Origin of the sequence: Chryseolinea serpens, from assembly GCF_900129725.1 — a bacterium.
In the GTDB taxonomy this organism is placed as follows: domain Bacteria; phylum Bacteroidota; class Bacteroidia; order Cytophagales; family Cyclobacteriaceae; genus Chryseolinea; species Chryseolinea serpens.
In genome coordinates this window covers 438,625-462,781 of the sequence record NZ_FQWQ01000005.1, presented here as the reverse complement: position 1 = coordinate 462,781, position 24,157 = coordinate 438,625, and the positions used below count along the sequence as shown (strand labels likewise).

At 48.0% G+C, this 24,157-nt stretch carries 15 protein-coding genes; 5 read left to right on the top strand and 10 right to left on the bottom strand.

Annotation, left to right across the window (positions count from 1 at the left end):
- Positions 1 to 179 precede the first annotated feature (179 nt).
- Together BUB30_RS29985 and BUB30_RS29980 are read right to left on the bottom strand one after the other, a co-directional pair.
- Positions 180 to 2,792: an ABC transporter permease gene (locus tag BUB30_RS29985; RefSeq protein WP_221408819.1), complete on the bottom strand. Its 2,613-nt coding sequence runs from the start codon at positions 2,790 to 2,792 to the stop codon at positions 180 to 182.
- 205 nt (positions 2,793 to 2,997) lie between these two features.
- Complete coding sequence (locus BUB30_RS29980) at positions 2,998 to 3,807, bottom strand: SDR family NAD(P)-dependent oxidoreductase (protein ID WP_073141998.1); 810 nt, start codon at positions 3,805 to 3,807, stop codon at positions 2,998 to 3,000.
- Positions 3,808 to 4,582: 775 nt separating this feature from the next.
- On the opposite strand from BUB30_RS29980, the gene BUB30_RS29975 reads away from it, so the two are divergent.
- Together BUB30_RS29975 and BUB30_RS29970 are read left to right on the top strand one after the other, a co-directional pair.
- Positions 4,583 to 5,101: a DinB family protein gene (locus tag BUB30_RS29975; protein ID WP_073141996.1), complete on the top strand. Its 519-nt coding sequence runs from the start codon at positions 4,583 to 4,585 to the stop codon at positions 5,099 to 5,101.
- Positions 5,102 to 5,377: 276 nt separating this feature from the next.
- On the top strand, positions 5,378 to 8,386 hold the full coding sequence (locus BUB30_RS29970) for a sensor histidine kinase (RefSeq protein ID WP_178377231.1): 3,009 nt from the start codon (positions 5,378 to 5,380) through the stop codon (positions 8,384 to 8,386).
- 158 nt (positions 8,387 to 8,544) lie between these two features.
- On the opposite strand, the gene BUB30_RS29965 is transcribed toward BUB30_RS29970, so the two are convergent.
- The 6 genes from BUB30_RS29965 to BUB30_RS29935 form a co-directional block, all read right to left on the bottom strand.
- Positions 8,545 to 11,061 carry a proprotein convertase P-domain-containing protein gene (locus BUB30_RS29965; RefSeq protein WP_073141993.1) on the bottom strand — a complete coding sequence of 839 codons (2,517 nt, stop codon included), beginning with the start codon at positions 11,059 to 11,061 and terminating at the stop codon, positions 8,545 to 8,547.
- A gap of 492 nt (positions 11,062 to 11,553) precedes the next feature.
- Positions 11,554 to 12,780, bottom strand: a complete 1,227-nt coding sequence (locus BUB30_RS29955; RefSeq protein ID WP_073141989.1) for an MFS transporter — start codon at positions 12,778 to 12,780, stop codon at positions 11,554 to 11,556.
- Between the two features lie 14 nt (positions 12,781 to 12,794).
- Positions 12,795 to 13,544, bottom strand: a complete 750-nt coding sequence (locus BUB30_RS29950) for an SDR family oxidoreductase (RefSeq protein WP_073141988.1) — start codon at positions 13,542 to 13,544, stop codon at positions 12,795 to 12,797.
- A gap of 60 nt (positions 13,545 to 13,604) precedes the next feature.
- Complete coding sequence (locus BUB30_RS29945; RefSeq protein WP_073141986.1) at positions 13,605 to 14,186, bottom strand: TetR/AcrR family transcriptional regulator; 582 nt, start codon at positions 14,184 to 14,186, stop codon at positions 13,605 to 13,607.
- A gap of 219 nt (positions 14,187 to 14,405) precedes the next feature.
- Positions 14,406 to 14,948: a nuclear transport factor 2 family protein gene (locus tag BUB30_RS29940; protein WP_073141984.1), complete on the bottom strand. Its 543-nt coding sequence runs from the start codon at positions 14,946 to 14,948 to the stop codon at positions 14,406 to 14,408.
- A gap of 487 nt (positions 14,949 to 15,435) precedes the next feature.
- Positions 15,436 to 16,875 carry a tail fiber domain-containing protein gene (locus BUB30_RS29935; protein WP_073141983.1) on the bottom strand — a complete coding sequence of 480 codons (1,440 nt, stop codon included), beginning with the start codon at positions 16,873 to 16,875 and terminating at the stop codon, positions 15,436 to 15,438.
- Positions 16,876 to 17,083: 208 nt separating this feature from the next.
- Here BUB30_RS29935 and BUB30_RS29930 point away from each other — a divergent pair, with 208 nt between their 5' ends.
- From BUB30_RS29930 to BUB30_RS29920, 3 genes are all read left to right on the top strand, one after another.
- The gene (locus BUB30_RS29930) at positions 17,084 to 17,668 is read left to right on the top strand and encodes a hypothetical protein (protein WP_073141981.1); all 585 of its coding nucleotides are present in this window, start codon (positions 17,084 to 17,086) and stop codon (positions 17,666 to 17,668) included.
- 185 nt (positions 17,669 to 17,853) lie between these two features.
- Positions 17,854 to 18,846, top strand: a complete 993-nt coding sequence (locus BUB30_RS29925; RefSeq protein WP_073141980.1) for an AAA family ATPase — start codon at positions 17,854 to 17,856, stop codon at positions 18,844 to 18,846.
- Entirely contained in the window at positions 18,846 to 21,410 is a 2,565-nt protein-coding gene (locus BUB30_RS29920; RefSeq protein WP_073141978.1) for a S8 family peptidase, read from the top strand. The genes BUB30_RS29925 and BUB30_RS29920 overlap by 1 nt, the downstream gene beginning before the upstream one ends.
- On the opposite strand, the gene BUB30_RS29915 is transcribed toward BUB30_RS29920, so the two are convergent.
- Positions 21,411 to 22,709, bottom strand: a complete 1,299-nt coding sequence (locus BUB30_RS29915) for a reverse transcriptase domain-containing protein (protein WP_073141976.1) — start codon at positions 22,707 to 22,709, stop codon at positions 21,411 to 21,413.
- A 697-nt stretch (positions 22,710 to 23,406) separates the two neighbouring features.
- Positions 23,407 to 24,153 (bottom strand): LytR/AlgR family response regulator transcription factor, encoded by a 747-nt coding sequence (locus BUB30_RS29905; RefSeq protein WP_073141972.1) that lies wholly within the window; start codon positions 24,151 to 24,153, stop codon positions 23,407 to 23,409.
- Between the last annotated feature and the right edge of the window lie 4 nt (positions 24,154 to 24,157).

Here is a 24,157-nt window from a genome sequence, read left to right as displayed (position 1 = left end):
CGAACTTCCAGTCCAATTCAACGGGAATACATGAAGTTCTGGCCTCCTGGATCAATCAGAATGAAATTGCAACTTAAACGCGCCTTTGTCAACACTTCGTTCATCTTTTTTAAATCAAGTGTTGGCTGTTCTTGCTCCCTGGGGCGCTTATTTTTTCCCAAGCGGTCTTTAACGCAGCCTCATTCCGAGCGAAGGCTCTTCACGGGGTTCATCCATGCGGCCCGAAGCGCCTGGAAGCTCACGGTCAAAAGCGTCACCACCAACGCACCGAAGCTTGTTGCTAAAAATACCCATCCCGAAATTTCGGTTCGATAGTCATAGCCCTTCAGCCAGTCGTTCATTAAATAATAACCCACAGGGATAGCGATCAGGCAGGAGATTATGACCAGAACAACAAAGTCTTTTGACAACATCTGCCAAAGTCCCGATACGGACGCGCCCATCACTTTACGGATACCGATCTCCTTTGTGCGTTGTTCCGCCACGAAAGAAGCCAGACCAAATAAACCCAGGCAACTGATGAAGATGGCCAGTACCGCAAAAATCCCCACCAGCTTTCCAACGCGCGCCTCAAACGAAAATTTGTCGGCAAACTCGTCATCGGCAAAACGGTATTCGAAAGGCGTGTTCGGATTATTCTTTACAAAGATCTTACTAACGGCATCCAACGCTTCACTCGCACTGGATTGTGGGTTGATCTTTACGTTAATAAAACTCGCGCGATCAAAAGGATCGAGGATAAAAATGGTTTGTTTGCTCGGCCGATAGAGCGACTGCGTCAACATATCCTCAACGACGCCAATCACCGTATATTCTCTTCCGTAAGCTTTGATCGTTTCACCAAGGGGATTTTTAAAGCCCATATATTCTACCGCTGTTTCATTCAGGATCATCGCGGAGGAATCGGAGGGAAATGCCCTGGAGAAATCGCGGCCTTCCTTTATTTTCCAGCCAACGGTTTTGCCAAATTCATAATCAACGGCTCCCCTATAGAGCATGTCCTGCAAGTTGGGGTCTTTGCCTTTCCATTGAAAGCCCCAGTCCGACCACCACAGGTTCGTCACCGTCGTCTCGGAGGTCGACACTTCCGAGATCAGACCACTCGCGAGCAAATCATTTCTCAGCACACTATAGTTTTTCTTGACCTCCTGCGTTTTTATGGGAAGCGTGATCAATCCACTCAGGTCATACCCCACCGGCCGGTTTTTCGCATACTCGATCTGTTGATGGACGACGATCGTTCCAATGATCAGCGTGACGGAAACGGTGAATTGAACCACCACCAATGTTTTGCGCGGAAGCGAAGCATACCGTCCAAGCTTCACGGCGCCCTTCAGCACTTTAATGGGATTGAACGCCGACAAATAAAAAGCCGGGTAACTGCCTGCAACGAACGCAGTCAGAAAGACAAAGGAAACCACCACCATCCAGAGCCTGGGGTTTGCCCAGTCGACGTGGATGTTCTTACTAGCGATCTCATTGAACCAGGGCAGGCAAAGTTGAACCAGCAAAACAGAGAACGCAAACGCCAGGGCCACCACCAGGAACGATTCGGTGAAGAACTGGCGAATGAGTTGCCCGCGTGCAGACCCGACCACCTTTCGAACACCCACTTCCTTGCCGCGTTTTTGTGAACGCGCCGTGCTCAGGTTCATAAAGTTGATACACGCCAGCAACAATACAAAAGCCCCGATGGCACCAAACAGTCTGACAAATTCAATGCGTCCGCCTGTGTTCACCCCATTTTCAAAATTCGAATACAAGTGCCATTTGTCCATGGGGTGAAGGAACAATTCAGGCTTGAACCGTTTGTCGTATTCGGTTACGTTTTTGATCTTGGCATCTTTGATGCCCGTGGCGGCCTGCGCCATGTCAACATTTTCCGCCACCTGCACGAACACCTGCAGCCAGTTGTTGCCCCATCCTAAAAACCGGTTGCCACGCTTCACTTCGATGTCGAGCGGCGCAATAAAAAATAGTTCATCCTTAAGATCAGAATTACCGGGCATGTCCTGGTAAACACCCGTGACTTTCAGATCAACGCTATTGTCCAGTTGCAATACTTCTCCAATGGGATCTTCAGCACCAAAAAACGTGCGCGCCACGGAAGCCGAAAGCAAAATGGAGGTGACGTCTTGCAAGCCCGTACGCGTTCCGTGCACCATTTGCAACGACAGCAATTCAGGAGCTTCCGCTTCCATAAAACTACCCTTTACGGTAAATTTTTTCTCCCCGCTCGATAAGATGGAGCTGCTTGGATAAGACATCACTACGCGCTTGAAGTAATTTCCATAGCTGTTGCGCAGTTCAGCACCCAGCTGATACGACTGATTGGAATACGTTTCGACTTTACCGTCGATCGTATTATTCTGAAGCACCGCGGCGATGCTCTTATAATGTTCGTGGTGTTTGTTATGCGACAACTCATCGTTTACCCACAAACCGATCAACATGGCTACGGCCACACCCAGGGCAAGTCCCCCGATATTGATGAGGGAATAACCTTTGTCGCGGACCAGGTTTCTCCAGCCGATTTTGAAGTAACTCTTATACATGGCGTATTGATTTATATTTCTATAACCTTCTGCGGGTTTGATGATGCCCGGCCGAAAAAGCAGGAACACATCCACGATAAATTTGAAGTCGGCTTTTCGCTTACCGGATTTCTTCAGGTCGTCGTGATACACTTCTATCAGATCTCCCTCAATACGACTGAGCAACCGGGGATGGCAGTACCACCGGAAAAAACGGAGCGCGAGTTTAGGAGGTGTTTGCCGCGGGGGAGTCGTCATGCCTTGGATTATTTCTTCACAGCGAAAGCTTATTTCCTAAATGTAGGAATAACAATCATGCCATACTTGACCCCGAGGCATTGCTCCTTGATTTAGGCTGGTTTCTGAATTCCGCTGCTCGGTTTTGAACAAAGTTGAGCGCTCGTGAACAAACCCGGCGTCAGCCTTTTTGAAATTTCCACGCAGCCTTTGGATGCGGCGCGCATCATTGGATCAGGTTCTTGAATGCCCCGGGCGCCCGGTAATTTAGTCCGGCGGTGGTGCCACTGGTGACGTCCACGGTGACGCCCGTTATTTTGCCAGCCATGGATGACGACAAGAACACGGCAAGATTCGCGATGTCGGCCATGAGCGGGAGTTTTTTTAGCATCGTGTCTGCTTCCATGTTGCCGAGGACGGTTTTCATCTCGGGATATTTGTCGATGGCTTCTTTGAAGATGCGCGAATCGGGCGAACCGCCGGACCGCATGTTTACCACGCGCACGCCATAAGCGCCGATCTCTCCGGCCAGGTTGCTGGCGAGCGCTTCCACGCCGCAACAGGCGGGGGCGAAACCACCGGTATAGGGATAGCCGATGCCACCGGGGGTAGCCGTGAGGGTTAAGATCACTCCCGACCCTTGCTTGATCATCACCTTGGCTGCAGCAGTGGTCGTCAGGAATTGAGTTTGCAGCATGAACTTTATCGGGTCCATGAAATCGCCGGCCGTCATGGATACCAGCGGGATGTTTTGGACCACCTTGTCGCCGGTGGCGTTGAAGGATATGTCTAGTGTGCCGGCTTGCTGGACAACGTAATGGATGTGGTTGTTGATTGCTTTTTCATCCTGCGCGTCCACTTGAGCAACGTCTGCGCTGCCGCCGGACGCGCGAATTTCGTCGGCAAGTTTTTGGACGGAGGTGATGGAACGACCGGTTAAGAAGACTTTGGCACCGGAAGCGGCGAGGGCTTTGGCAACAGCGCCGCCGAGTGAACCGCCAGCGCCGTAGAGAATGGCATTTTTATTTTGGAGCATGTGGAGTTATGGTTTCGGGTGATGTTTGCTTGCAAACGTAGCATTTAAATGATTTCGCTGACGGGGTTGACAGCGACATTTGGAGGGAGGAATGCGACATAGGGATTGGGATGACGAGAAGTGTTCTGCGTTACGTTGGTTGCCATGACAGATACCGTCGCTTTCGTGGGGCTCCCTCCAATTGCGCCAGCATGCAGCACGTAGATGCGCGCCAAACGGTTGTGAATATCGATGAAGCTTTTCTGTGGCGCTCGGTTTTGTGTGCATTATTCCGGGTTTCACCCGGGGTTATGATCGGAAACCCCTACGGGGTTTGGAAGACCATTCTTAATTTCTGCAGAACATCTTAATGTATCGAGGGTTGTCAAGGTTGAAATCCGGAATTGGTACGGTGTGTGTTCGTTATGTTTGCTTTGCCTTAGTTTACAGATGCATTTCAAATGCCTTTGATACAGTTTCGGAAGGACTGTTTTATGATTGTGATGTCATTTCGTTTTTTTAGAAATGACAATTACAGATATCCCTGTAAGTTGCTATATGCTGGCGAACCGCTATTAAACCGATTCAAATGCATACCGCTGTCATTTGAATCATCGTGCAGCCGGGTAGTTGATTCAAACAGGCAAGACGTGGTTTTAATATACCGTTTTTTTCGTTTTTTTGGTAATGGACATTTCCGTGATGGCCGTGAGTTCGGTCGCAAATTTAAACTTATCTTTAGGTAGCCAGGGCGTCGGATTCATTTTGAATAATTCCAACGCGAACAGGCAATGATATGATCAAGGGCATAAAAGAAAGTCTGTGGAAACAATTCGGCGCCAGTATCGATATGCTTAAAAACGCGATCGCGATGTGGCCCGAAGAGAAGTGGAATACAGAGAAGAAGTTTTTTTATAATGCTTATCATTGCCTGGTGTTCCTGGAATACTATCTGACCATTCCCTGGAAAAAGAATTTTTCTCCATCCCTTTCCTTCACCACCGCCGATCCTGAAAATCTCCCCGCAGATGCGATAGATGATATGATACCGGACCGGGTTTACAGCAAAAACGAATTGCTGGCCTACCTGCAATCGTCCCGTGAAAAATGCCACGCGTTGATCGCGGGCTTGACAGAAGAAAAATTGGGGGACCGCTGGATCGAGGAAGATGGCAACCGGAATTATTCGGTCCTGGAATTACTGATCTACAATATGAGGCATGTTCAACATCATGCCGCACAATTGAATTTTCTTTTACGCCAGCGCACCAATGACGCGCCGCGCTGGGTATCGCGGGCTAAGGATGAACTGTGAATGATGGGAACGCGAAATTCCCGGGACGGGGAGACGTCGATCCGGTGTGGTTATTGTGATTGATTTTTGAAGTTATACCGCAAAATCCCCGAAGCGGGAGACCGTCCCCGCATAGTCTCCCGCCGGGACTATGCGGCAATTAAAAAACCGTTGCCTATGAACGTCGTCAGCCCTCATTCTCACACCCACAGCACTTCCTTAAAAAAAGATGGGCTTTTGCTTATAAGAACAATCGAGTTTTCTTATCTTAGGTTAGCCCATCCTATTGTCTTGTACGTGAAAAAATGCACGATCGTTTTGTTGCTTTTGCAGCTCGCTGTTGCTGCGATAGCACAGGAGTATTTTTATAGACCGTACCGCGTGAACGACGGGTTGCCCAGCGACATCGTGAAAAGCTGCACGCAAGACTCCCTTGGCTATTTTTGGATTGCCACCGACGAAGGCATCGTCAAATACGACGGCGTTAAATTCACCAGCTATCGCGCCGCCATGCATAGCAACTACGCAAAAGGATTTCTGACCACGCGAAGCGGACGGCTGCTGGCCTATGGCGATCGCGACCTCATCGAGATTCATAACCTGGGCGACACCGTGATCTTCAAAACCCTCTGCCCGGTGGCGAGAGTTGAAAACGACACGACACTCTCCTATCCCAAGGTACTCTATGAAGATGTGAACGGCGACATCTGGATCAGCGAGTCGCAGTCGATCGTGCGGTTGCGCAACCGTGCCCTGAAACGATACACCTTCGATGCCGCCAACCGGTCGCCCCAGTTTTTGCGGTCGTTTTCTTTTTTCGAGGACAAAAAGCATGACCTCTTTGTTTCCTCCTTTCAAGGCAACGTGTTTCGATACAACGCCAGCCGCGACGCCTTTGAAGCCATCGACAAAAAATTTCCATATGGCGTAGAGTTTGTCTCCGCTGAAGACAACAAACTGATCATCGGCTCTACGGCCGGCATGTCGCAAGCTACACTCCCGAACGACGGAGGATTCACCGTGCCGGCGCTCGTCCTGAAAGTCCCTTTTGTCTCCTTTGTTCAGGCGCTGCACAACCACCACTATTTTGTTGCCACGCGTGGCACCAAACACTTTATCGCCGATTTTGACAAGGGCACCTTCACGCCACTCTCCTATCCCATCAACAACATCAATCACGTCTACACCAGCCCGGACAACGACATCTGGATCTCCGGAAACGAAGGATTGGTGATGATGAAGGAAAACCTGTTTCGCGGAATCGACACCAATGTTGCCGACTTCATTGAAGCCATTGCGGAAGACTCCACCTCGGCCATCATGTACTTTGCCACGCGCAGCACGCTCTATGCTTTCGATCGCATTTCAAAAAAGAATAAAGTGTTGCTTGACATTCCAGCCGGCTATTCACAGTCGCTCATCACGGTCAAAGACGGCGTCTGGGTGGCCAATGCTTTCAAAGTATTCCTGCTTAGCCATGGAAAAATAAAAAGGCAATTTGACTTCAGCGCCAACAGCCGGTTTGTGACCGAAATCACCCGCGACTCGAATGGAAACATCTGGCTGGCGATCCCGGGCAGCGCACAAGTCCATTATATCGACAAGAACCTGAACCTTCACTCGTACGACGTCTCGTTGGGACAGGAAGGCGTGATCCACATCCTTCGCGAAGGCAAGGAAGGCATGTACATTGCCTCGTCTGGAAAAAACAATTACCTGTATTTTAAGCCCAACAACGACACCATCTTTCACAACATCAGTGTTCCGATGAACCTTGCCGTGCATGGCGATTTCAATGTCGTCGACCTCGTTGTTTCCGGTGACGCGATCTGGTTGGCTACTACCGAGGGACTGTTAAAATTGCATGATGGCCGGTTGGAGCGGGCCAACATGGGGGAGCGCTTCACGGGCTTGCCGGTGAGCTCCATTCACGCTTATGCCGGCAACAAACTCCTGGTCGCCAACGCCCTGGGGATGACGCTCTATGATCCACAAACGGGAGCGGTCGATCTGTTCAATGAGAGTTCCGGTTTACTGTCGAACACCATCACGCCGCGAGGTCTTTTTGTCGATAGCCGCGAAAATGTTTGGGTGTGCACCGCGAAGGGTCTTTGCTATAGCACGCGTCCGTTGACCGTGCTGAGCAAAACACCGGAGCCCCGGTTCACCCAGGTGCTTGTGGACGGAAAAATCACCGCTGCGCGCACAAGCGATCCCATCGACTACGGTCGCTTCCTGGCCATCGTGGTGTCGTGCATCACGTTCCCGGAAAATGAAGTGACGTATCAATATCACTTTCTACCCGCCGATGAATGGATGACCACGTCGGAACCGGAACTCCGGTTTTCAGGATTGGCCGCGGGCGATCACACACTCGAGGTAAGGGCCAAAAAGAATGGGCCATTCGCCTGGAGCGACCCGGCTCAAATTCATTTCACCATTGCAAAACCGTATTGGCAACGGTGGTGGTTCTATGCCGTTTGCCTGATCGGCGCCGCCACCCTGGTCGTGCTTACGTTCCTGGCCGTGAACGCGCGCAACAGAAAGAAGCACATCGCGCTGCAAGCCCTCATCGACGAGCGGACAAACGAACTGCGCATCAGCAATGAAGAACTCGTCCTGCTCAACCAGGAAAAAAATAACCTCATCGGCGTGGTGGCACACGACCTGAGAAGCCCGCTCCGGCAAATGATGGGTTTGCTGACACTGGTGAAAATGAACGTGAAAGTGGACGAGACCTCAAACGCCTACCTGGACATGGTCGCAAAAAGCGCCCTGCGCCTCGACGACATGATCGTGAAAATCCTGGACGTCGACGCCATCGATGCCCAACAACTCAACGTGAAGCTCGAAGCCGTAGACCTCTCGTCCATGTGCACCGCCGTGGCCGATCGCTTCAGTGTTGACGCCATGCGGAAACGCATTTCCATCGTCCGAAAGATCGATCCCGAAATTTATGTCAAGGCCGACAAAGATTACCTGGAACAAGTGATTGAAAACCTGTTGTCCAATGCCATAAAATTCTCGCCCTTCGAACGCCAGGTATTTGTCAGCTTGCAGGCCTGGGATGACCGCGTCATGTGCGAGATCCGGGACCAGGGTCCGGGCCTAAGCGAAGAAGACAAGCGAAAGCTTTTTGGCAAATATCAGAAACTAAGTGCACGCCCCACCGACCATGAGCCTTCGACAGGGTTAGGACTTTCGATTGTTAAAAAATTTGTTGTGGCCATGAATGCCGATATTTCGTGTGAGAGTGAGCCGGGGAAGGGGGCGAGTTTTTCGCTTTCGTTTATGAGGTGGATATGAGATAGGTGAGACAGCAAAGTCCCCGAGGCGGGAGACTTTGCTTCTACGGTGATCCCAGAGATGAAGAATGGTCTAAACACAAAACTCAAGTCGATCAGGGCTTGAGTTTTGTGTTGCAATTTATTCAAAGGTATCACGCGCTGAAAACCTGTACCGATCTATGACTTGATCAATTTCAACGACCACTTGTTAAGCTTCCCAACATCCTGGCCAACCGTATCCGAAACTTTCAACTTCCATGTACCCGCCAGCGGCTCGCCCAGAAGCGCTTTCAACGCGATCGTATTGTTAAAGGTGTAGGTCTTGATGAGGTTATCTGCCGATCCTCCCATTTTACTGTGCAACGATATGACGGAACCTTTCGGCGACACCAGGTTCACCACCAGGTCACCGATATAGGTATGCGTAATGTCAATGCCCACCTCAACAGCCTTGATCGTCCCTCCACTGGATGTTTGAAGACTCCGCTCGATGCCAGTCGGATTATTATCCGGGATCACTATGCCCGGTGCGTCTTCGAGCAACACGAACTGCTCCGTGGACAAATCAAATTGAAGTTTCCAACTGTTCAGAACGCCCGTGTCCACCTGCGCCAGGTCCGTTACTTTCAATGTCCAGTCTCCCGTGATCGTTTTGCCTGCTAATGAGGCGAGCGATGCAAGGCTTTGGAGGTCGTAGGTCTTTTTGATGTTGTCGGCGCTTCCTCCATTTCGGTTGTGGAGTAAGATCACGGTTCCCTGTGGCGACGTTAACGAAACGACGAGGTCGCCGATGTAGGTATGGGTGATGTCCAACTCGATCTTTATCGATGCGATCACACCTTGCTCAGTCACCGCGATCTTGTCGGTGATTCCAGTCGGGTTGTTGTCGGGGATCGTCTTGCCCGGGGTCGAGGATTTTACGATCGTGTTGCCTGCGACCGGACCGGGCACCGATCGAAGCGCTTCTGCCACGGCGCGCGCCGCATCTACTTTTCCAAAACCAAACCAGGGACTCCATGTTCCGTCGGCATGATTTATATTTTTGAAGTCACCTTTATCAAACGGCGCGACGGGAGAAATATCCCACGAGGTGTTCGTGTCAAAGCTGGCGGGTGGCGTTTTCGGATAGCCGGTCATGCTGAGATCCTTGCTGGCGGAGCGTTGTAAAACGGAAACAACCTCCAGGGCGGTAAGCGTTGGATTCGCGGAGATCACCAACCCAACAATGCCAGCGACCAATGGCGTTGCACTTGAAGTTCCTCCAAAATCATCCTCAAAAAGCGGGCCTTCGCCCGAGGTGGTAGTGATGCCAAGTCCTGGAACTGAGAGACGATAATATTCGTGAACGTTGTTTGTCGGGGCGCACAACGATATGCCTGTGCCGTAATTTGAGTAGTGACTGCGCTGCGCATTGCTGGCCAGCGCGGCGATCTGCAACACGCCCGGGATACCGACGAGGTTATGCGAAAATGTTTTGGATGTCTCCACCCCAACCCAAACGCCGGAACCATCGGGGCGAACTTCAACACCACTGGTATAGGGTATGTTCAGGTTGGATGAAAAACTGATGGGACAATTTTCATTGCCCGACGCCCACGCAAAAACAATACCCTTTCCCCGGCGACCACCCGTGAGTGCGAGCGATTTTACTTTGTTCACCACGTTCGATGACCAGGTTTCATCGGGCGACGCTCCCCAGGAATTGGACAATACATCCACTTTGTCGCTGATGAAATTGAGGACCGTCATAAACTTATCATCACTTATAAACAAGCTCGCGCCATCGCTTTCCCATTTGATGGGCAACAGCTTGCAGCCCGGTGCCGCCCCCACCACCAACGAAGCGTCCACCTCCGCTCCGATCACCCCACAACAAGCAGTGCCGTGATCCGATCCCGGCTCATACATGTTTTGCGGATTGGCACTGATGGCGTCGCGATGCACCAGCGTGAGACTCGCCATATATCCCCACGTGGCAAATTTTCCCGGCGAATCAAAGTCGGGGTGGTCAATCTTGCATCCATCGTCCGTTATACCGACAACCACATCGGCACTACCAAAATGACCCAAAAGATTCCAGGCGTCCTCACAGTTGGATGACGACCGTTGATCGAACTCGGGGTTCACCAGCCTTTTGTGCAAATGCCATTGCTGATTGTACTTTGCGTCGGTGGGCAAATTGAGCGTGCGCTTCATTCTCCTGTTCAAATCATGCTCACAGGTGGCAACACTGGATTCCGTTTCCGTGATGGCCACCACAAGCTTCACGGGATTTATGCCCGTTTGGTCGGTAAGCTGGAACAAGAACTCGGTGTCCGAATATTTCTTCATCAGGATCAAGGCGTATTTGGCCATAAACTCGGAAAGCTTTTCATGCGTGGCCGGTTTTTTGAATGTGACGATGATCCGGTCTGTGATCAAAAATTCAGCATCGCTATCTTCCCGTGTATAGGCATGATGGGTCACAGCTTCCTTCCGCATTTTCTTCATTTCCGAGTCCAGTGCAGCGCTGCTCACGGTGACGCGGGTTGAAGAGGGAGAGGTTCTTTCCAACGCCTTCATCTTGTCGGTTCCGATAAGATCTTCCGGGGCTTCACGCACAACAAACTGATCCGGCTTTTTGCGCAAGAAAACTTTTTTCCCATTCTGATAGGTGTACAACTTCGAGGCGGGTTTACTTTTTTTCGTTGCCATAATAGTTAAGTTTTAGTTCATATGGTATATAACGACGATCCATGTGTTGACATTGGATTGTTTTGTTTTCAAAATAGAAGGGAGGAGTTGTTTTGGTGAGCGTGTCGGTGCTCAGAAGGACCGTCTGATGTCGATCGCTACTCTTCCGCTCCGGGTCGTGTACAGACCGGATCGAATGGATGGTTGGAGACGAGGGGGTCTTTTTCTCCATAGCCAATGCGAAGAAGCACCAGAGGGTTTGGTAGTCTTTGTGACGATCATCACATGTCCCAATACCATTGTCAAAAAACTAGAAAACGCTGAGGTGGGGTTGAAAATATGACAAACTATTGCGCAGAACGCCGCGCTTCTGACAAGTGAATATAGCGAAGCGCGGTTTTTATTTCAATTCATTTGGGTTGAATTAATGGCCAGAATTCAGGTAGCCGGGAAAGAACGCAAAGTCCCCGAGGCGGGAGACTTTGCGTGGGCAGGGGAACTTACTGGTGGCACTTAGGAGATAGCAGCTGAGGCGCTCTGTTCTCTCACCATCGTGCGTCTTTGTGCTTGAATGAAGAGGATGAGTGATCCGGCAATCAGGGAGGCCACAAGAAAATAGGCCATGCCCAGGACGACAAGGTCTTGAACGTTCAATACGCTGACGAGGGCATAGCTCAGTAGCGAAGTGATGATATAGGTTCCTCCGCCGGTGATGCCGCTGACGATGCCGGCGTTGGTGGTGAACCGTCCAAGGGCATGCGAATAGAAGGTGTTGAAGGTGAAACCGGAAACCGTGTGCAGGGCCATGACAATGATCATCATCGCTAACAGACTAGGAAAATAGTGCATGGTGATGATCATCAGGATCGAGAGTGCAAAAAGCAATGGACCGGCAACGGACATCTTTTTGTACAAGCTGAGCCGCATCGAAGATTTACTGAGCAGACCGCCCATCATGACCGCGAGACCCGACAACAGCGAACAGTTGCCGGTGGTCACGGCCGATTGATGAAAGACCTGCTCAATGATAAACGGGCTCGCCATGCTATACAAAATGACCATCGAAAAACATAGGCCCAGGATAACGAGACTCAGACTGAAATCGGCTGTCTCCAGTTTGGAAACGTAGATCTTTAACAGGTGACGCAATTTGAAAGGGTGAGAGGCTTTGAGGGTCTCACCGCCATACCGCAGCTCGAGCGCCAAAATGATCAGCGTGGCCGTTCCAAGGAAATAAAAATTTGACTCCCATCCGAAATAGTGGTGCAGGAAACCACCGATGAAAGGTGCGGTGATCGGCGCCGTCGCCCAAATGATGGAGAAGAGGCTGGTGTAGTGTTTTAATTTTTCACCCGAATACATGTCCATGAAAAACGCCCGCTTGCCCACCACGATCAGGGCCACGGCCAGGCCTTGGATCACACGCATCGCCAGCACTAAAGGTAAACTGTGGGAATTCGCGATCACAAAACAGGACACGGCGAATATGATCAGCGCGGCGAGACTGAGCCGGTAACGACCAAAACTGTCGAGCAGACTTCCAACAAAAAGTTGCCCCACGCCACTGCTCACCACAAACACGACCAGTGATAATTGGATGTCGCCCTGGCTGGTGCCAAAGAATGTCGCCATGGTGGGGAATGAAGGGAGATAAATATCGGTCGCAAATCCGGATAAGGGAATGAGCGCGAATGCTAAAAGGGTGCTGATCGCCACGTGATTTTCTTTCAAGTTCTTCATGTTCGGGTGTGGTATTAGTTTTGTTCAAGTCTGTTTAGCGCAAACACAGCTTTGTCGGCCTGGCTCAGGAAATTGCTGTAAAGTTGTTCAGTTGAAGCCACGCGGATCTCGTAGTGGTTGGTCTCCAGGCTCCGTACCAGGTCTTCCGCTACTTCTTGTGGCGAGATCTTACTGTCGGACGGAATGTCTTTAGCAAACTCCGTGTCTACCAGCGGAGGCATCAATTCAAATACTTTCACGTTGGTGTCGGATGCGACGCTGAGTCTCAGCGCTTGTGTATACGAATGGAGCGCGGCCTTGCTCGCGCTATAGGTCGGCAACGAGAGTCCGGGAGCAAAGGCCACGATGGACGAAACATTAATCACAGCAGCTTCAGGTTGCTTTTTCAATTGCGGGAGAAGTTTTGTGGTCAGGTTAACGACGGCGAAATAGTTGGTGTCCATTTCTTCGCGGGCAAGGGCCGCTGCGTTTGCCGACGTGCCAACATTGTGAAGGAAAACAAGCCCGGCGTTGTTCATCAGTACATTCAAATCCGGAAAGTCTTGATTGATCTTTTCGATCAAAGCATTGACATCGTCTTCTTTTGTAACATCCGCTACGATGTAGTGTACATCCTTCAGCTGTTGTGTGGCGGCTTTCAGCTTTTCTTCGTTGCGGCCGGTGATGATGACCGTGTTGCCTTGTTGTGAGAGCAGTTTCGCGGTTTCAAAACCGATGCCGGAGCCACCGCCGGTGATGAGGATTGTGTTCTTTGAGGTTTTCATTTTGGGTTTATTTAAGTTTTATATTTTAGACCGATCGGTCTTTTTTTATTCAAAAAAAATTCAAAAGGACTCGATTTCCTTTTTGAGGACATCGACAATGGTTTTCATGGGTGCTCTGTTGTTGGTGACGCGGGAAGTGAAGATGGCGCCTTCGATCATGGTGAACATCTTGACGGCAAAAAGGCCGGCATCGATGTTCTTGTTGAATTCGCCATGGGCCTGGCCCTCTTCCACTAACCGGGCCATGCGTTGCTGGCTCGCTTTGATCGCCTTCGCCACGCGTTGCTTTAGGTCGGGGTTTGTATCGTCGGCTTCCGTGCCGAAGTTCAGCAGCGGACAGCCGCCGGTGTCGCTGGTGGCCAGGCGATCGCGGTAGAAGTCCAGCAACGCGAACAGCTTTTCGCGGGCCGTGGTCTGCTGGGAGATGACGTTGTTGAGACCGCTGGAGACCTTGCCGGTCAGGTAGTCGAAGGCTTCCACACAGATCTCTTCTTTGCTTTCGAAATTGCCGTAAATACCGCCTTTGGCGAGCTTGGTGGCTTCCATGAGGTCGGATATCGAAGTTCCCGCAACCCCTTTCCGGTTGATGATGGTCGCCGATTGCTCGATGATGAATTGGCGCGTTTTTTCGGATTTTGTCATGGCGGTGTGGATTTAAACCGGTCGGTCGATTATTTCAGGGTCTGATAAAATAAACCGATCGGTCTAAATACGCGGAAGCGGGGGGTTTGGTTCCCGGATCGGAGAAATATTTTTAGTGGGGGGATAAAATTGCGGGAAGCTTGAAAACAGCAAAGTCCCCGAGGCGGGAGACTTTGCTGTGACTACGGTCCCAGAGAGGGAAGATTTTGCCTGGGAGAGTTATTTCTTCTTGGCGAGGGCGGCGTTGATGGGGGCGCGGTCGAGGTATTGGACCATGATGTCGATCTTGTCGTTGGCGTCGAAGTGCATGTCGTTGTGGATCCACATGGCGAGTTTTTGGTTGTTTTTGTATTTAACCTTTACCATGTACCAGCTGAAAAGCCAGACGCCCGCTCTGTCGGGACCGCGTTGGGGTTTGTTGACCTCGACGGGCAACCAGATGTCGTTGACAAAACTGATGGAGTCGATCACATTGGCGCGGCGGTTTTTCCAGTAGTCGTGAATGGCTTGTTTTCCAACGAGACTGTCGCCGGAAGACCAAAGATAGCGGGCGTTGTCAGAAAACGTCGACATCCACGCATCGATGTCGCCGGATCCCAGGGCATTCATTCCCTTTTTACCGATCTCGGTATACTTGGCATCAGCAAATTCAATATCCGGAGTCGGCTTGACTTCGGCGACGGGTTCGGCAGGTTTTTCTGCCGGCTTGGTACAGGACAGCAAAGTTGTTGCGCACAACAGAGCGATGAAGGGTGCTTTCATAGAGGTTGGGTTTATGGTAATGAATATAGTTTAAGAAAGGGTGTGCTCCGGAGGAAGGTATATTAATGTACAAAATTTTTTCACTTGTCTATGGCGTTCGTAAATCAATCTTACTTCAATGTCGTAGAAAATTAAAAAAGAGAGTTTAAACTTCAGATATGTGAATGCGTTGTAACATGGGTTGGTGTGCGACGGGTACGCTGTAGGTTAGTGCTGCGAGGGATGCGCCATGATGGCGATGGAGCTTTAATCTTCTTGCGCAGGTGGCGCATTGATTTTTTGTTACTTGAGCCCGGGTTTCACCCGGGGTTATGATGGGGAACTCCTACGGAGTTCGATGTGTAATATCGGTGTTGTAAAGATGGAGGCGGCGGTAAAGGCTTTTAAATGACTGCGACCTTTCAATATTTGTGCGCAAAGAAGAGAAGACAAAGTAACTCTCCATTGAAACATCCAATGGAGAGTTGTCTGCAAATTCAAACTCTTATCACTTCATCAACACCATCCGTTTCGTATCGATGATCTTTCCATCAGCGATGAGTGCGTAGAGGTAGATCCCTGCTTTTAGTTCGTTGCCCGAAAGCACGACGCGTTGGTCGCCGCGGCCCTTGACGTCGATCGCTTTGAGCTGGGCGCCCTCGAGGTTGTAGACGATGATGCGCGCACTGATCACGTCTTGCGCAACGACCATCCTGATCTCGGTGTCGGACGAGAAAGGGTTGGCGTTGTTTTGGTAGAGTATCGACTGATGAAGAAGGCTCTGTTCGAGATGGCCCCCCTGGGCGAGCAAGGCTTCGATCTGGCGTTGTTGCTCTCCTACCTTTGCCGACAGCTCCTGCACGGCCTTCACCAGCGGCACCACAAACTGATCGTAGCGGATGCTATAGTGATCCTTTTCGTTTTGAGGAGCATCGATGCCACCGAAGACATACCCGGTCTTTTTCACCAGGGCCTCGACCTCCTGGGCAACAAAGCCGGTAGTGCGCATAGAAATTTTCCGTGAAGCGCTGCTTCGTTGCGTTACACTATCGGGCAAGCCGTAAAATTTGTCCAACGCCGCGCGATCGAGCGTGTAGCTGACGGGCCGTAGTCCATTCACAAAATCCAGTCCGGAGACATCTTCTTTGATATCGCTTTTAAACCGACCATCCGAAACCACCGACCAGCCCACCACGCCGCCAATGCTGGTGACGTTACTGTTGCCGATGCGTACCTGGTTCGAAGCCGTGATTTGCGCCTCGGATCCCAGGGCTGTGGAATTCTCAACGTAGACGCCTCCTCCCGGAACATTCGAAAAATAACCGACCGCTGTGTTGTAAGTGCCCGTCCCGTTGAAAGCAAGCGCGTTGTTTCCCACGGCTGTATTGTTGTAGCCTGTCGTGTTAGAATAGAGTGTGCGGTATCCAAATCCGGTGTTCCCCCCGTTGATCGTGTTATACAAAGCCTCCGTGCCGGTGGCCGTGTTGTAGTATCCAGTAGGGGAAGAATACAGGGCTTGATAGCCGATGGCGGTATTGGCAGACGACGTGGTCAGACTCCTCCCACTGTTTGTTCCAACAAAAACGTTGTTCGTACCTGTAGTGACCTTGAATCCCGCATAACCGCCGAGAAATGTGTTCGAGCCGCCCGTCGTGTTGTCATAGCCGGCGTTAATGCCCAGGAAAGTGTTGTAGCTGGCCGTCGTGGTGGACCTTCCCGCGGAGACGCCGATGTACGTATTTTGGTTCCCGGTCGTCAGGGCTGAGCCGGCATAAGAACCCACACCTACGTTGTAGACGCCGGTTACGACGTCGTTCGCGTTGTAGCCGATCGATGTGTTTTCGCTGCCGGCATTTCCGGCATTGGTTCCCAGGTTGGTGTTGGTCTGCGCGCGGCTGATGATCGCGCACAAAAGCGCAACCAAAAGAAGTTTGAACTTCATTTTCATAGTAGAGGGTTTTAAAGTTGGAAGAGAATTGATTGACAGCATTTAAAATACAAAAAAAAGGGAGGATGATAAATACCGTCCTTTGGGTAGCCGACGAGCAAGCATCACCACCTGCCCTCGTCATAGATCTATTTCTTGATGTGCGCCATATTAATAATTTGCGACCCGTAAGCCGAAAAATAACCAAGCACGTTCCCGATAATTTAACATGACAACAGCCAACATAGCACACTTCATAAAAAGCGGAACCTTTGGAGGCGTTCGATTAGGCATGACCGAGGCAGAGGTGATCGGATGTCTTGGGACTCCTGACTGGAGATCAGATTCCAAAGGCGAAGCCTTCATGTTTTCTTATGGACAATGGGAAATTCATTTTTTGACAAAGAATTCCGGTAAAGCCTTCCTCATTCACAACGATCATCTTTTATACGACTGCATCAATCACGATGAAATGCTTCAATTTCAAAATAGCACATTTAAGATTGATCTGGATTTCATCAAACCTTTCGCTCATGTCAGGTTGAAGGAAGTTATAACTTGGTTGAAGCGTGAAAAAGTGCCCTTCTCGTTCCAGGATAAAGACTACGAACCCTTGTTAAAACTCGAAAGCGGTGTGTACTTAGACTTTACGGACACAGAGCCAATTTCAACTAAAGACTCTGGTTTTCACTGGGGTCCTGGACGACAGCAAGATTTACAGGAAAATGAAACCAGGATTGAAAACTCAGGCAACTTGATACTGTACGCTATCGGGATCTCAAATTTGCAAGAGGTATTGTCGAATGAGTTATGAGCCAGGAATGGCGGTTGTCAAATCAGCCGGTCGGTAATGTCTTTGTCTACCTCGCTGGGGCGAACGTCGCCGCTGGGTGGTTATGGACCAGAACTAAGGCATTAAAAGTCAGGACATTATAGATGTTTTTGCTATTTAATTGGTAGCTTTTGTTTCATACCTTTGTTGCTCGTCAAAAATAGCAAATGGCTCGTTCAGATTTACTTTTACAATTGGTCCAATCAGGTTTACAAGGTGATCGAACCTTATTTCGCCGGGTAGTCGAGGCAATAATTGCAGAAGAACGCGTAAAGCAACATCATGTACTTGCAGACCGACTTCAAGAGAATCTTTCAACATTAAATAACATGACCAATAACAATACTGTTGCCTTTTATAACAATGGAAAAGTTGGGGAGGCGAAAGCGGAGAATTATTTGTTTGAATCTTATCCTAAGATAAGTTTAAAAGATCTTGTCTTGTCTGAAAGTATTATTCGTTTTGTCCAGGATTTTGCTGAAGAATTTAACAGAGCCGAAATACTTCGATCGTATGGTCTTGAGCCAAGAAATCGCGTGCTCTTAATCGGCCCTCCAGGTAATGGAAAGACTTCATTGGCCGAGGCGTTGGCCACAGAATTAATGCTTCCTTTTTTCTCAGTTAGGTATGAAGGAATTATTGCAAGCTATTTGGGGGAGACTTCCACTCGATTGAATACACTTTTTGAATATGTAAGAACACAACGATGCATTCTTTTTTTTGATGAATTCGATTCAATAGGAAAGGAACGAGGCGATATTCACGAAACCGGTGAGATTAAAAGACTTGTTAGCTCTTTGCTGTTGCAAATTGATCGCCTACCAAGTTACGTAATTGTTGTTGCCGCCACGAATCATCCGGAATTGCTAGATAAAGCAGTTTGGAGGAGATTTCAGGCAAAGTTAATGCTAGCTAAACCGACAATTAAGCAAATTGAACAAGTGATTCGGAAGTTTGAAATACAATCTAATGTGTCCTTTGGGTATACCCCCTCCTATATAGCTCAGAGATTGAAAGGTGTGAATTTTTCTGAAGCTGAAGATTTCTGTAAATTAGTTTTAAGAACGTATGTTCTTAAAATCCCACACGCGAATCTTAAGAAAATAATTAGAGACAAGTTGGATGAATTTAATAAATCGTATAAGCCAAACATAAAGTAATGCCTGAAAAACCTCTCTTGATTTTTCCAACCCCAACACCAACGGGGCGCTGGAAAAGAAAGGGTGGAGGAGCTCCTAAAGAACTTGTGAAGCCGACGAATGAAGAGCAAAGAGCAAGACTTCAACCTAAATTTGAACAGTTAGCCCGAACTTTGGAGGCTCAAACCGTCAGACTGCAGACGGATGTAGCAGGCGTTGATCCCGAAATGGTATTGGTTTTTGAGACCAGGGGGACTATTGATGAGTTTATAAAAGCTCTGAGAAGAATGCCAGGTATGGAGTGGATGGGTGAAGTGGATCAGGATTTTCCAGCGAATGAATTCTTTCATTATGAGGATGAGGCAAAACCTATCACAGGAAGACTTTATTTTATAATGTCCAATCAGACAGCACTAGTACAGCTAAAATCTTTATGGGATAATTACTATGTCACTGGCGAAAGGTTTCCTTTTGGTTTTACTAAATGGAGAGATTTGTTTGGAATGTTGAATGATGTAAGACCTTGGGGACTAAGAGATCGAATTGAGGAAACCGGACTTTTGGAAGACTGGAACCAACGAATAATAGCGAACCAGGAGACCATACACCTTGAAATCGAACTTTGGTATCGGGAGACACCCAATCAAAGAGCGACCACCAAAGGAAATATTGAAAATCACATCGCGGAAATAGATGGCGAAATACTTCAGGAGTCAGTAATAGGAGGTATTGGCTATCATGCTCTTTTAGTGAAGGTACCAATAGGAGTTTTTAATGATCTGTACAACAACAATACTATTAGGCTTCTGGCTGCGTCTGATATAATGTTTATGAGGCCAGTCGGTCAATGCGCGGTAAATTATGATCCGGCCGCAGAAACGATACAAGAGGACTTAGAACGCGATGCGCCAATTTTAAATGATCCTAAAATTGCTTTGTTTGATGGGTTACCAATGCAAAATCATCAGCTGCTCAACAACAGATTAACTATCGATGACCCAGATAATTTTCAATTGAATTATACTGCAATTGCCAGACAGCATGGCACGGCCATGGCTTCTCTTATTTTGCATGGTGATTTGAACTTTGAAGAATCTCCATTAAAATTTCCTCTTTATGTAAGGCCAATTATGCAGCCTGATATCTCTTTTGGCGGTACACCTGTTGAATACATTCCTCAAAATCTCTTGCTGGTTGACCTGATCCACAAGGCGGTAAAAAGGCTATATGAAAACGACGGCGCTTTTTTGGCTGCAGCGCCCAACGTGAAGGTGATTAATTTATCAATCGGTGATCCAGCACGAGTATTTAACGGTGCCCTAAGTTCCCTGGCAAAATTGGTCGATTGGTTATCATTCAAATACAATGTTTTATTTATAATAAGCGCGGGCAATTCCTCTGAAAACATTGCCGCTCAGATCCCAGTTGCTCAAATCGATGAATTAATTGGTCATCCCGAACGCCTGAGTGAGCTGATAGTTCGTTATATCTATGACAATATTCGCCATAAAAGGATTATTTCGCCCGGGGAGTCTGTTAATGGACTAACGGTCGGCGCATCTCATTCCGATAATCATGGTCCATTTACTTTGCAAAACAGAATTAATCTTTTTACAGATGCTCGAATATTTAGCCCTATAAGCCGATTTGGCCTTGGGTTCAGACGGAGCATTAAACCAGATGTGTTAATGCCTGGAGGTAGGTTTTTGTACAGGCAGGCGCCCGGCCAGAGTATCGATTTTGCAGCAGCTAATTTTCAAAGTCTAGCTCCCGGCATAAAAGTGGCCTCACCTTCAGCACAGGGCAATTTAAATGGTTATAGGTTTACTCACGGCACTAGCAATTCAGCAGCACTTTTAACTAGAACCGCTGGAAAAGTCTATGAGAATTTTATCGATACTGAAGAACTGAATGGTACGATTGATCTAAATGAATATTTCCCGGTAATTGCCAAGAGCCTACTAACACATAGCGCATCCTGGGATACAACCTCGAGGCAACTTATATTGAGAGCTTTGAGTTTCCACGAAGGGAATAAAAGAGATTTGCTGGCTCGACTTTTAGGATTCGGGATTGTCAATCCAAATACTGTTGTGAACTGTACTGAACAAAAGGTCACACTCGTTGGATATGGCTCTTTAAGTCCAGAAGAAGGCCATCTTTTTAGACTACCCATGCCCTTTGGCATAAGTGGTCAAGTTTTTTGGCGAAAACTAACTATCACACTTGCATGGATCACACCGATCAATCCTTTTAACCAAAAATATAGAAGCGCAGCTTTATTTTTTGATTTTCCCGATCAAAATTTAACTCAGTTATTAGAGGTTTCACGAACTCACTATGACGATAACACAGTCAAACGGGGAACGATACAGCATGAGATTTTCGAAGGAAGTCGTGCGACAGTCTTCAATGCAAATTCTGATTTAGGCATTCGCGTTAGTTGCAAAGAAGACGCATCAACATTTCAAGAGCGTATAAAATACGCTCTTTCGGTAACCCTGGAAATAAATGAAACAGTGGCCATTGACATTTATAATGAAATCCGATTAAGAATTCAGCAGCCGGTCGTCATAACACCTTGATCAAAATTTTAGTCCAGAAGCCCTTCTTTCATCAATTATAGCTTTGCAAAAAGGGACACCTGAATACCTTCTTTGCACATCGGAAAAACAATCCGCACTAGTTCCCGGAGTTCGAAATTTCTTTTTTAGTTTTCCGGTTACGCGACCCAAAAACTTCCAATCCTTTTTACTTAATGTAAGGTAGATTTGTCGATTTATATGACTATCCACTTCATCAAAATATCTATCAACATCGGTAAAAAAATAACATGACAACCAACCATCGAGTGCATTCTTAACTCTTTGCAAAATTTCCAATACCGTTCGATTGTTTTGTTCCGCGTAACAAAGTTTGTCAATACTGTCTTTGAATCTGGTCACATTCTTTTCACTGGGATACATTTTAACGCCATCGAAAGTAATTGATAGAAACGAAAGAGCTTCTTTATCAGGTTTGATAATCTTTGATTTCATCCCTAGTGGATGTAGTTCAAGATCGAGATCTTCCGTCAGGAATTTTGAAACTTTATCAAAACATTTCCTTGCCTCTTCTTCAGATTTTAGCATTACTATAAAATCGTCTGCATAACGAATCAATTTGTATTGCTGCGAGATCATATACGAATCGAACGCCTGAAGGTAGATGTTTGAGAAAAGTGGAGACAGGGGATTTCCTTGAGGTATTCCTCCTTCCAAGCCCTGAAAATAATGTTGATCACTATCGCCTATATCTGATAGATCTAGCTTCATGCTTAAGCCTTTTTCGATCAATTTGTGCACCACTTGACTGTTGGGCAACTGCGGATTAACAAATTGTGCTAGCAGTCTTCTTTTCTCTACCTTATCAAAAAAGTTAACAATGTCTGCCTCTAAAACCCATTGATACCCATCTTGATAGTATTCAACTATTTTTTTCATGGCATCTTGAATCCCTACGCCTTTTTGATATGCGAAGCTTACGTCTTTGCTTTTGCTTAGCTTAAAAGCAAATTCTTTTTCAATCTGAATAGCTAGAGATTTAAGCACTAGTCTGTCCTGAATTTCAGGAATTTGGAGCGGGCGAAATTTTCCGTTGTCTTTGGGGATTAACGAGGCTCTATTTTTTGAAAATCTATATTTGCCCGACAATATTGATTGACTGATCTTAGGGATTTTTGATTCGAGATTAATTCTGAAGTCCGAGATTGTTTCTCCAGAAAGTCCGAAAGAGTCGGGATTGGACTTATTCAATTGTCTCCATGCATCACGTAGCGCTTCTTCACTGCCAACTCTACGTAAGAATGCATTGTTTTCATCATGAAGATTTTTTTCTTCAATCATCAAACTATTTTGAGTTGCAAAGACCCGTGAATGGCGTTAACCAGCATAATAGCACTTTACAGTTGAAGCTCACGACACAAGAGATTAATCCAAATGACTATCGTCACGATGAACTTTACTAATCTCACCATGTCCAGGGCAATCGTGACTCAAGAATCAATTACTGATCTCTCGCCAAACACCGGAGCCGGGGGACCCGAACTCACTAAATCCAGGGCGCGCTCGATTGCGTTTTTTGAATTTGCCGAGGCTCCTGCGTCGATTTGAAAAGGGTTTTAGCCATGTTGATACAAATTACGCGATTTTTTCAGAAAACAAAGTTTTTTCTGTTTTTTGCCAAATTGACCAATTGCCTGTGTCGCTGACCTTTTAAAGACCTTGGTTCCATTGCTTCTTCCAGGTTTATGCTACTACGCACAATGGGTTCAAGAAGGTTGCGCTCACGACACAAGAGATTAATCCAAATGACTATCGTCAAGATGAACTTTACTAATCTCACCATGTCCAGGGCAATCGTGACGAAAGAATCAATTACTGATCTCTCGCCAAAACTCTGAGTTGCAAAGTTGAACTCTTTGGGCAAATAACAAAAAAAATGTTTAAACCTTTTTTACATAGGTATAACGCCTCATTTCGACACATTAATTGGCGTCCCAAACTTGCTATAGGGTAAAAAAGGCCCTTTCCGCTCAACCGCCTACGAAATATGCTTCAAAAACTCCTCCTTCTTCCTCCTCGCCACATCGATCACATTCCCATTCTGCATCACCACCTGCCCTCCTTCCCCTCTGATGTACTTCTTGATATGCGCCATATTAATAAGATGCGAATTATGCACCCGAAAGAAATTATAGGGTTGCAACAACTCCTCAAAGTCTCCCAGCAAGCGCGTGACTAACACATTTTTGCCATCGGTAAGCGAGAGTGTGGAATAGTTCGAGCTCGACTCGATGTGGATGATGGTTTTAATAGGAATGAACTCCAACCCATCACTGGTAGGAATGGCAATTTTTTCCTCCTGGCTTTTTGGAGTCGCCAGCGAAGTGCGCAACACATCCATTTTGTCGCGCGTATAGGTCTTTTGGTATTTAAGCAGACGCTCGATAGTATGTTGAAGGTCTTTAATGACGATGGGTTTAGTGAGATAGTCGAACGCGCTAATGCGAATGGCGTCGATGGCATAGTGGTTGTAGGCGGTGGTGAAGACGATGTTGAAGTCGCAGTCGCCGAGTTCTTCGATCATCCTGAAGCCGCTCATGCGGGGCATTTCGATGTCGAGGAAGATGACGTCGGGTTTGTGTTGGCGGATGAGGAGGATGGCATCTTCGGGGCGTTGGGCGGTGGCGACCACGTTTACGTCGGGGCAGAATTCGGCGAGTTTTTGTTGCAGGTTCTGAACGCTGCTCAGCTCGTCGTCAACGATAATGGCTTGGAGTTGTGCCATGGGG

Coding starts and splice junctions, on each gene's coding strand:
- BUB30_RS29915 (WP_073141976.1), bottom strand. CDS start 22,709: ATGATTGAAGAAAAAAATCTTCATGATGAAAACAATGCATTCTTACGT.
- BUB30_RS29980 (WP_073141998.1), bottom strand. CDS start 3,807: ATGCTCCAAAATAAAAATGCCATTCTCTACGGCGCTGGCGGTTCACTC.
- BUB30_RS29965 (WP_073141993.1), bottom strand. CDS start 11,061: ATGGCAACGAAAAAAAGTAAACCCGCCTCGAAGTTGTACACCTATCAG.
- BUB30_RS29950 (WP_073141988.1), bottom strand. CDS start 13,544: ATGAAAACCTCAAAGAACACAATCCTCATCACCGGCGGTGGCTCCGGC.
- BUB30_RS29945 (WP_073141986.1), bottom strand. CDS start 14,186: ATGACAAAATCCGAAAAAACGCGCCAATTCATCATCGAGCAATCGGCG.
- BUB30_RS29985 (WP_221408819.1), bottom strand. CDS start 2,792: ATGACGACTCCCCCGCGGCAAACACCTCCTAAACTCGCGCTCCGTTTT.
- BUB30_RS29930 (WP_073141981.1), top strand. CDS start 17,084: ATGACAACAGCCAACATAGCACACTTCATAAAAAGCGGAACCTTTGGA.
- BUB30_RS29935 (WP_073141983.1), bottom strand. CDS start 16,875: ATGAAAATGAAGTTCAAACTTCTTTTGGTTGCGCTTTTGTGCGCGATC.
- BUB30_RS29905 (WP_073141972.1), bottom strand. CDS start 24,153: ATGGCACAACTCCAAGCCATTATCGTTGACGACGAGCTGAGCAGCGTT.
- BUB30_RS29920 (WP_073141978.1), top strand. CDS start 18,846: ATGCCTGAAAAACCTCTCTTGATTTTTCCAACCCCAACACCAACGGGG.
- BUB30_RS29925 (WP_073141980.1), top strand. CDS start 17,854: ATGGCTCGTTCAGATTTACTTTTACAATTGGTCCAATCAGGTTTACAA.
- BUB30_RS29975 (WP_073141996.1), top strand. CDS start 4,583: ATGATCAAGGGCATAAAAGAAAGTCTGTGGAAACAATTCGGCGCCAGT.
- BUB30_RS29955 (WP_073141989.1), bottom strand. CDS start 12,780: ATGAAGAACTTGAAAGAAAATCACGTGGCGATCAGCACCCTTTTAGCA.
- BUB30_RS29940 (WP_073141984.1), bottom strand. CDS start 14,948: ATGAAAGCACCCTTCATCGCTCTGTTGTGCGCAACAACTTTGCTGTCC.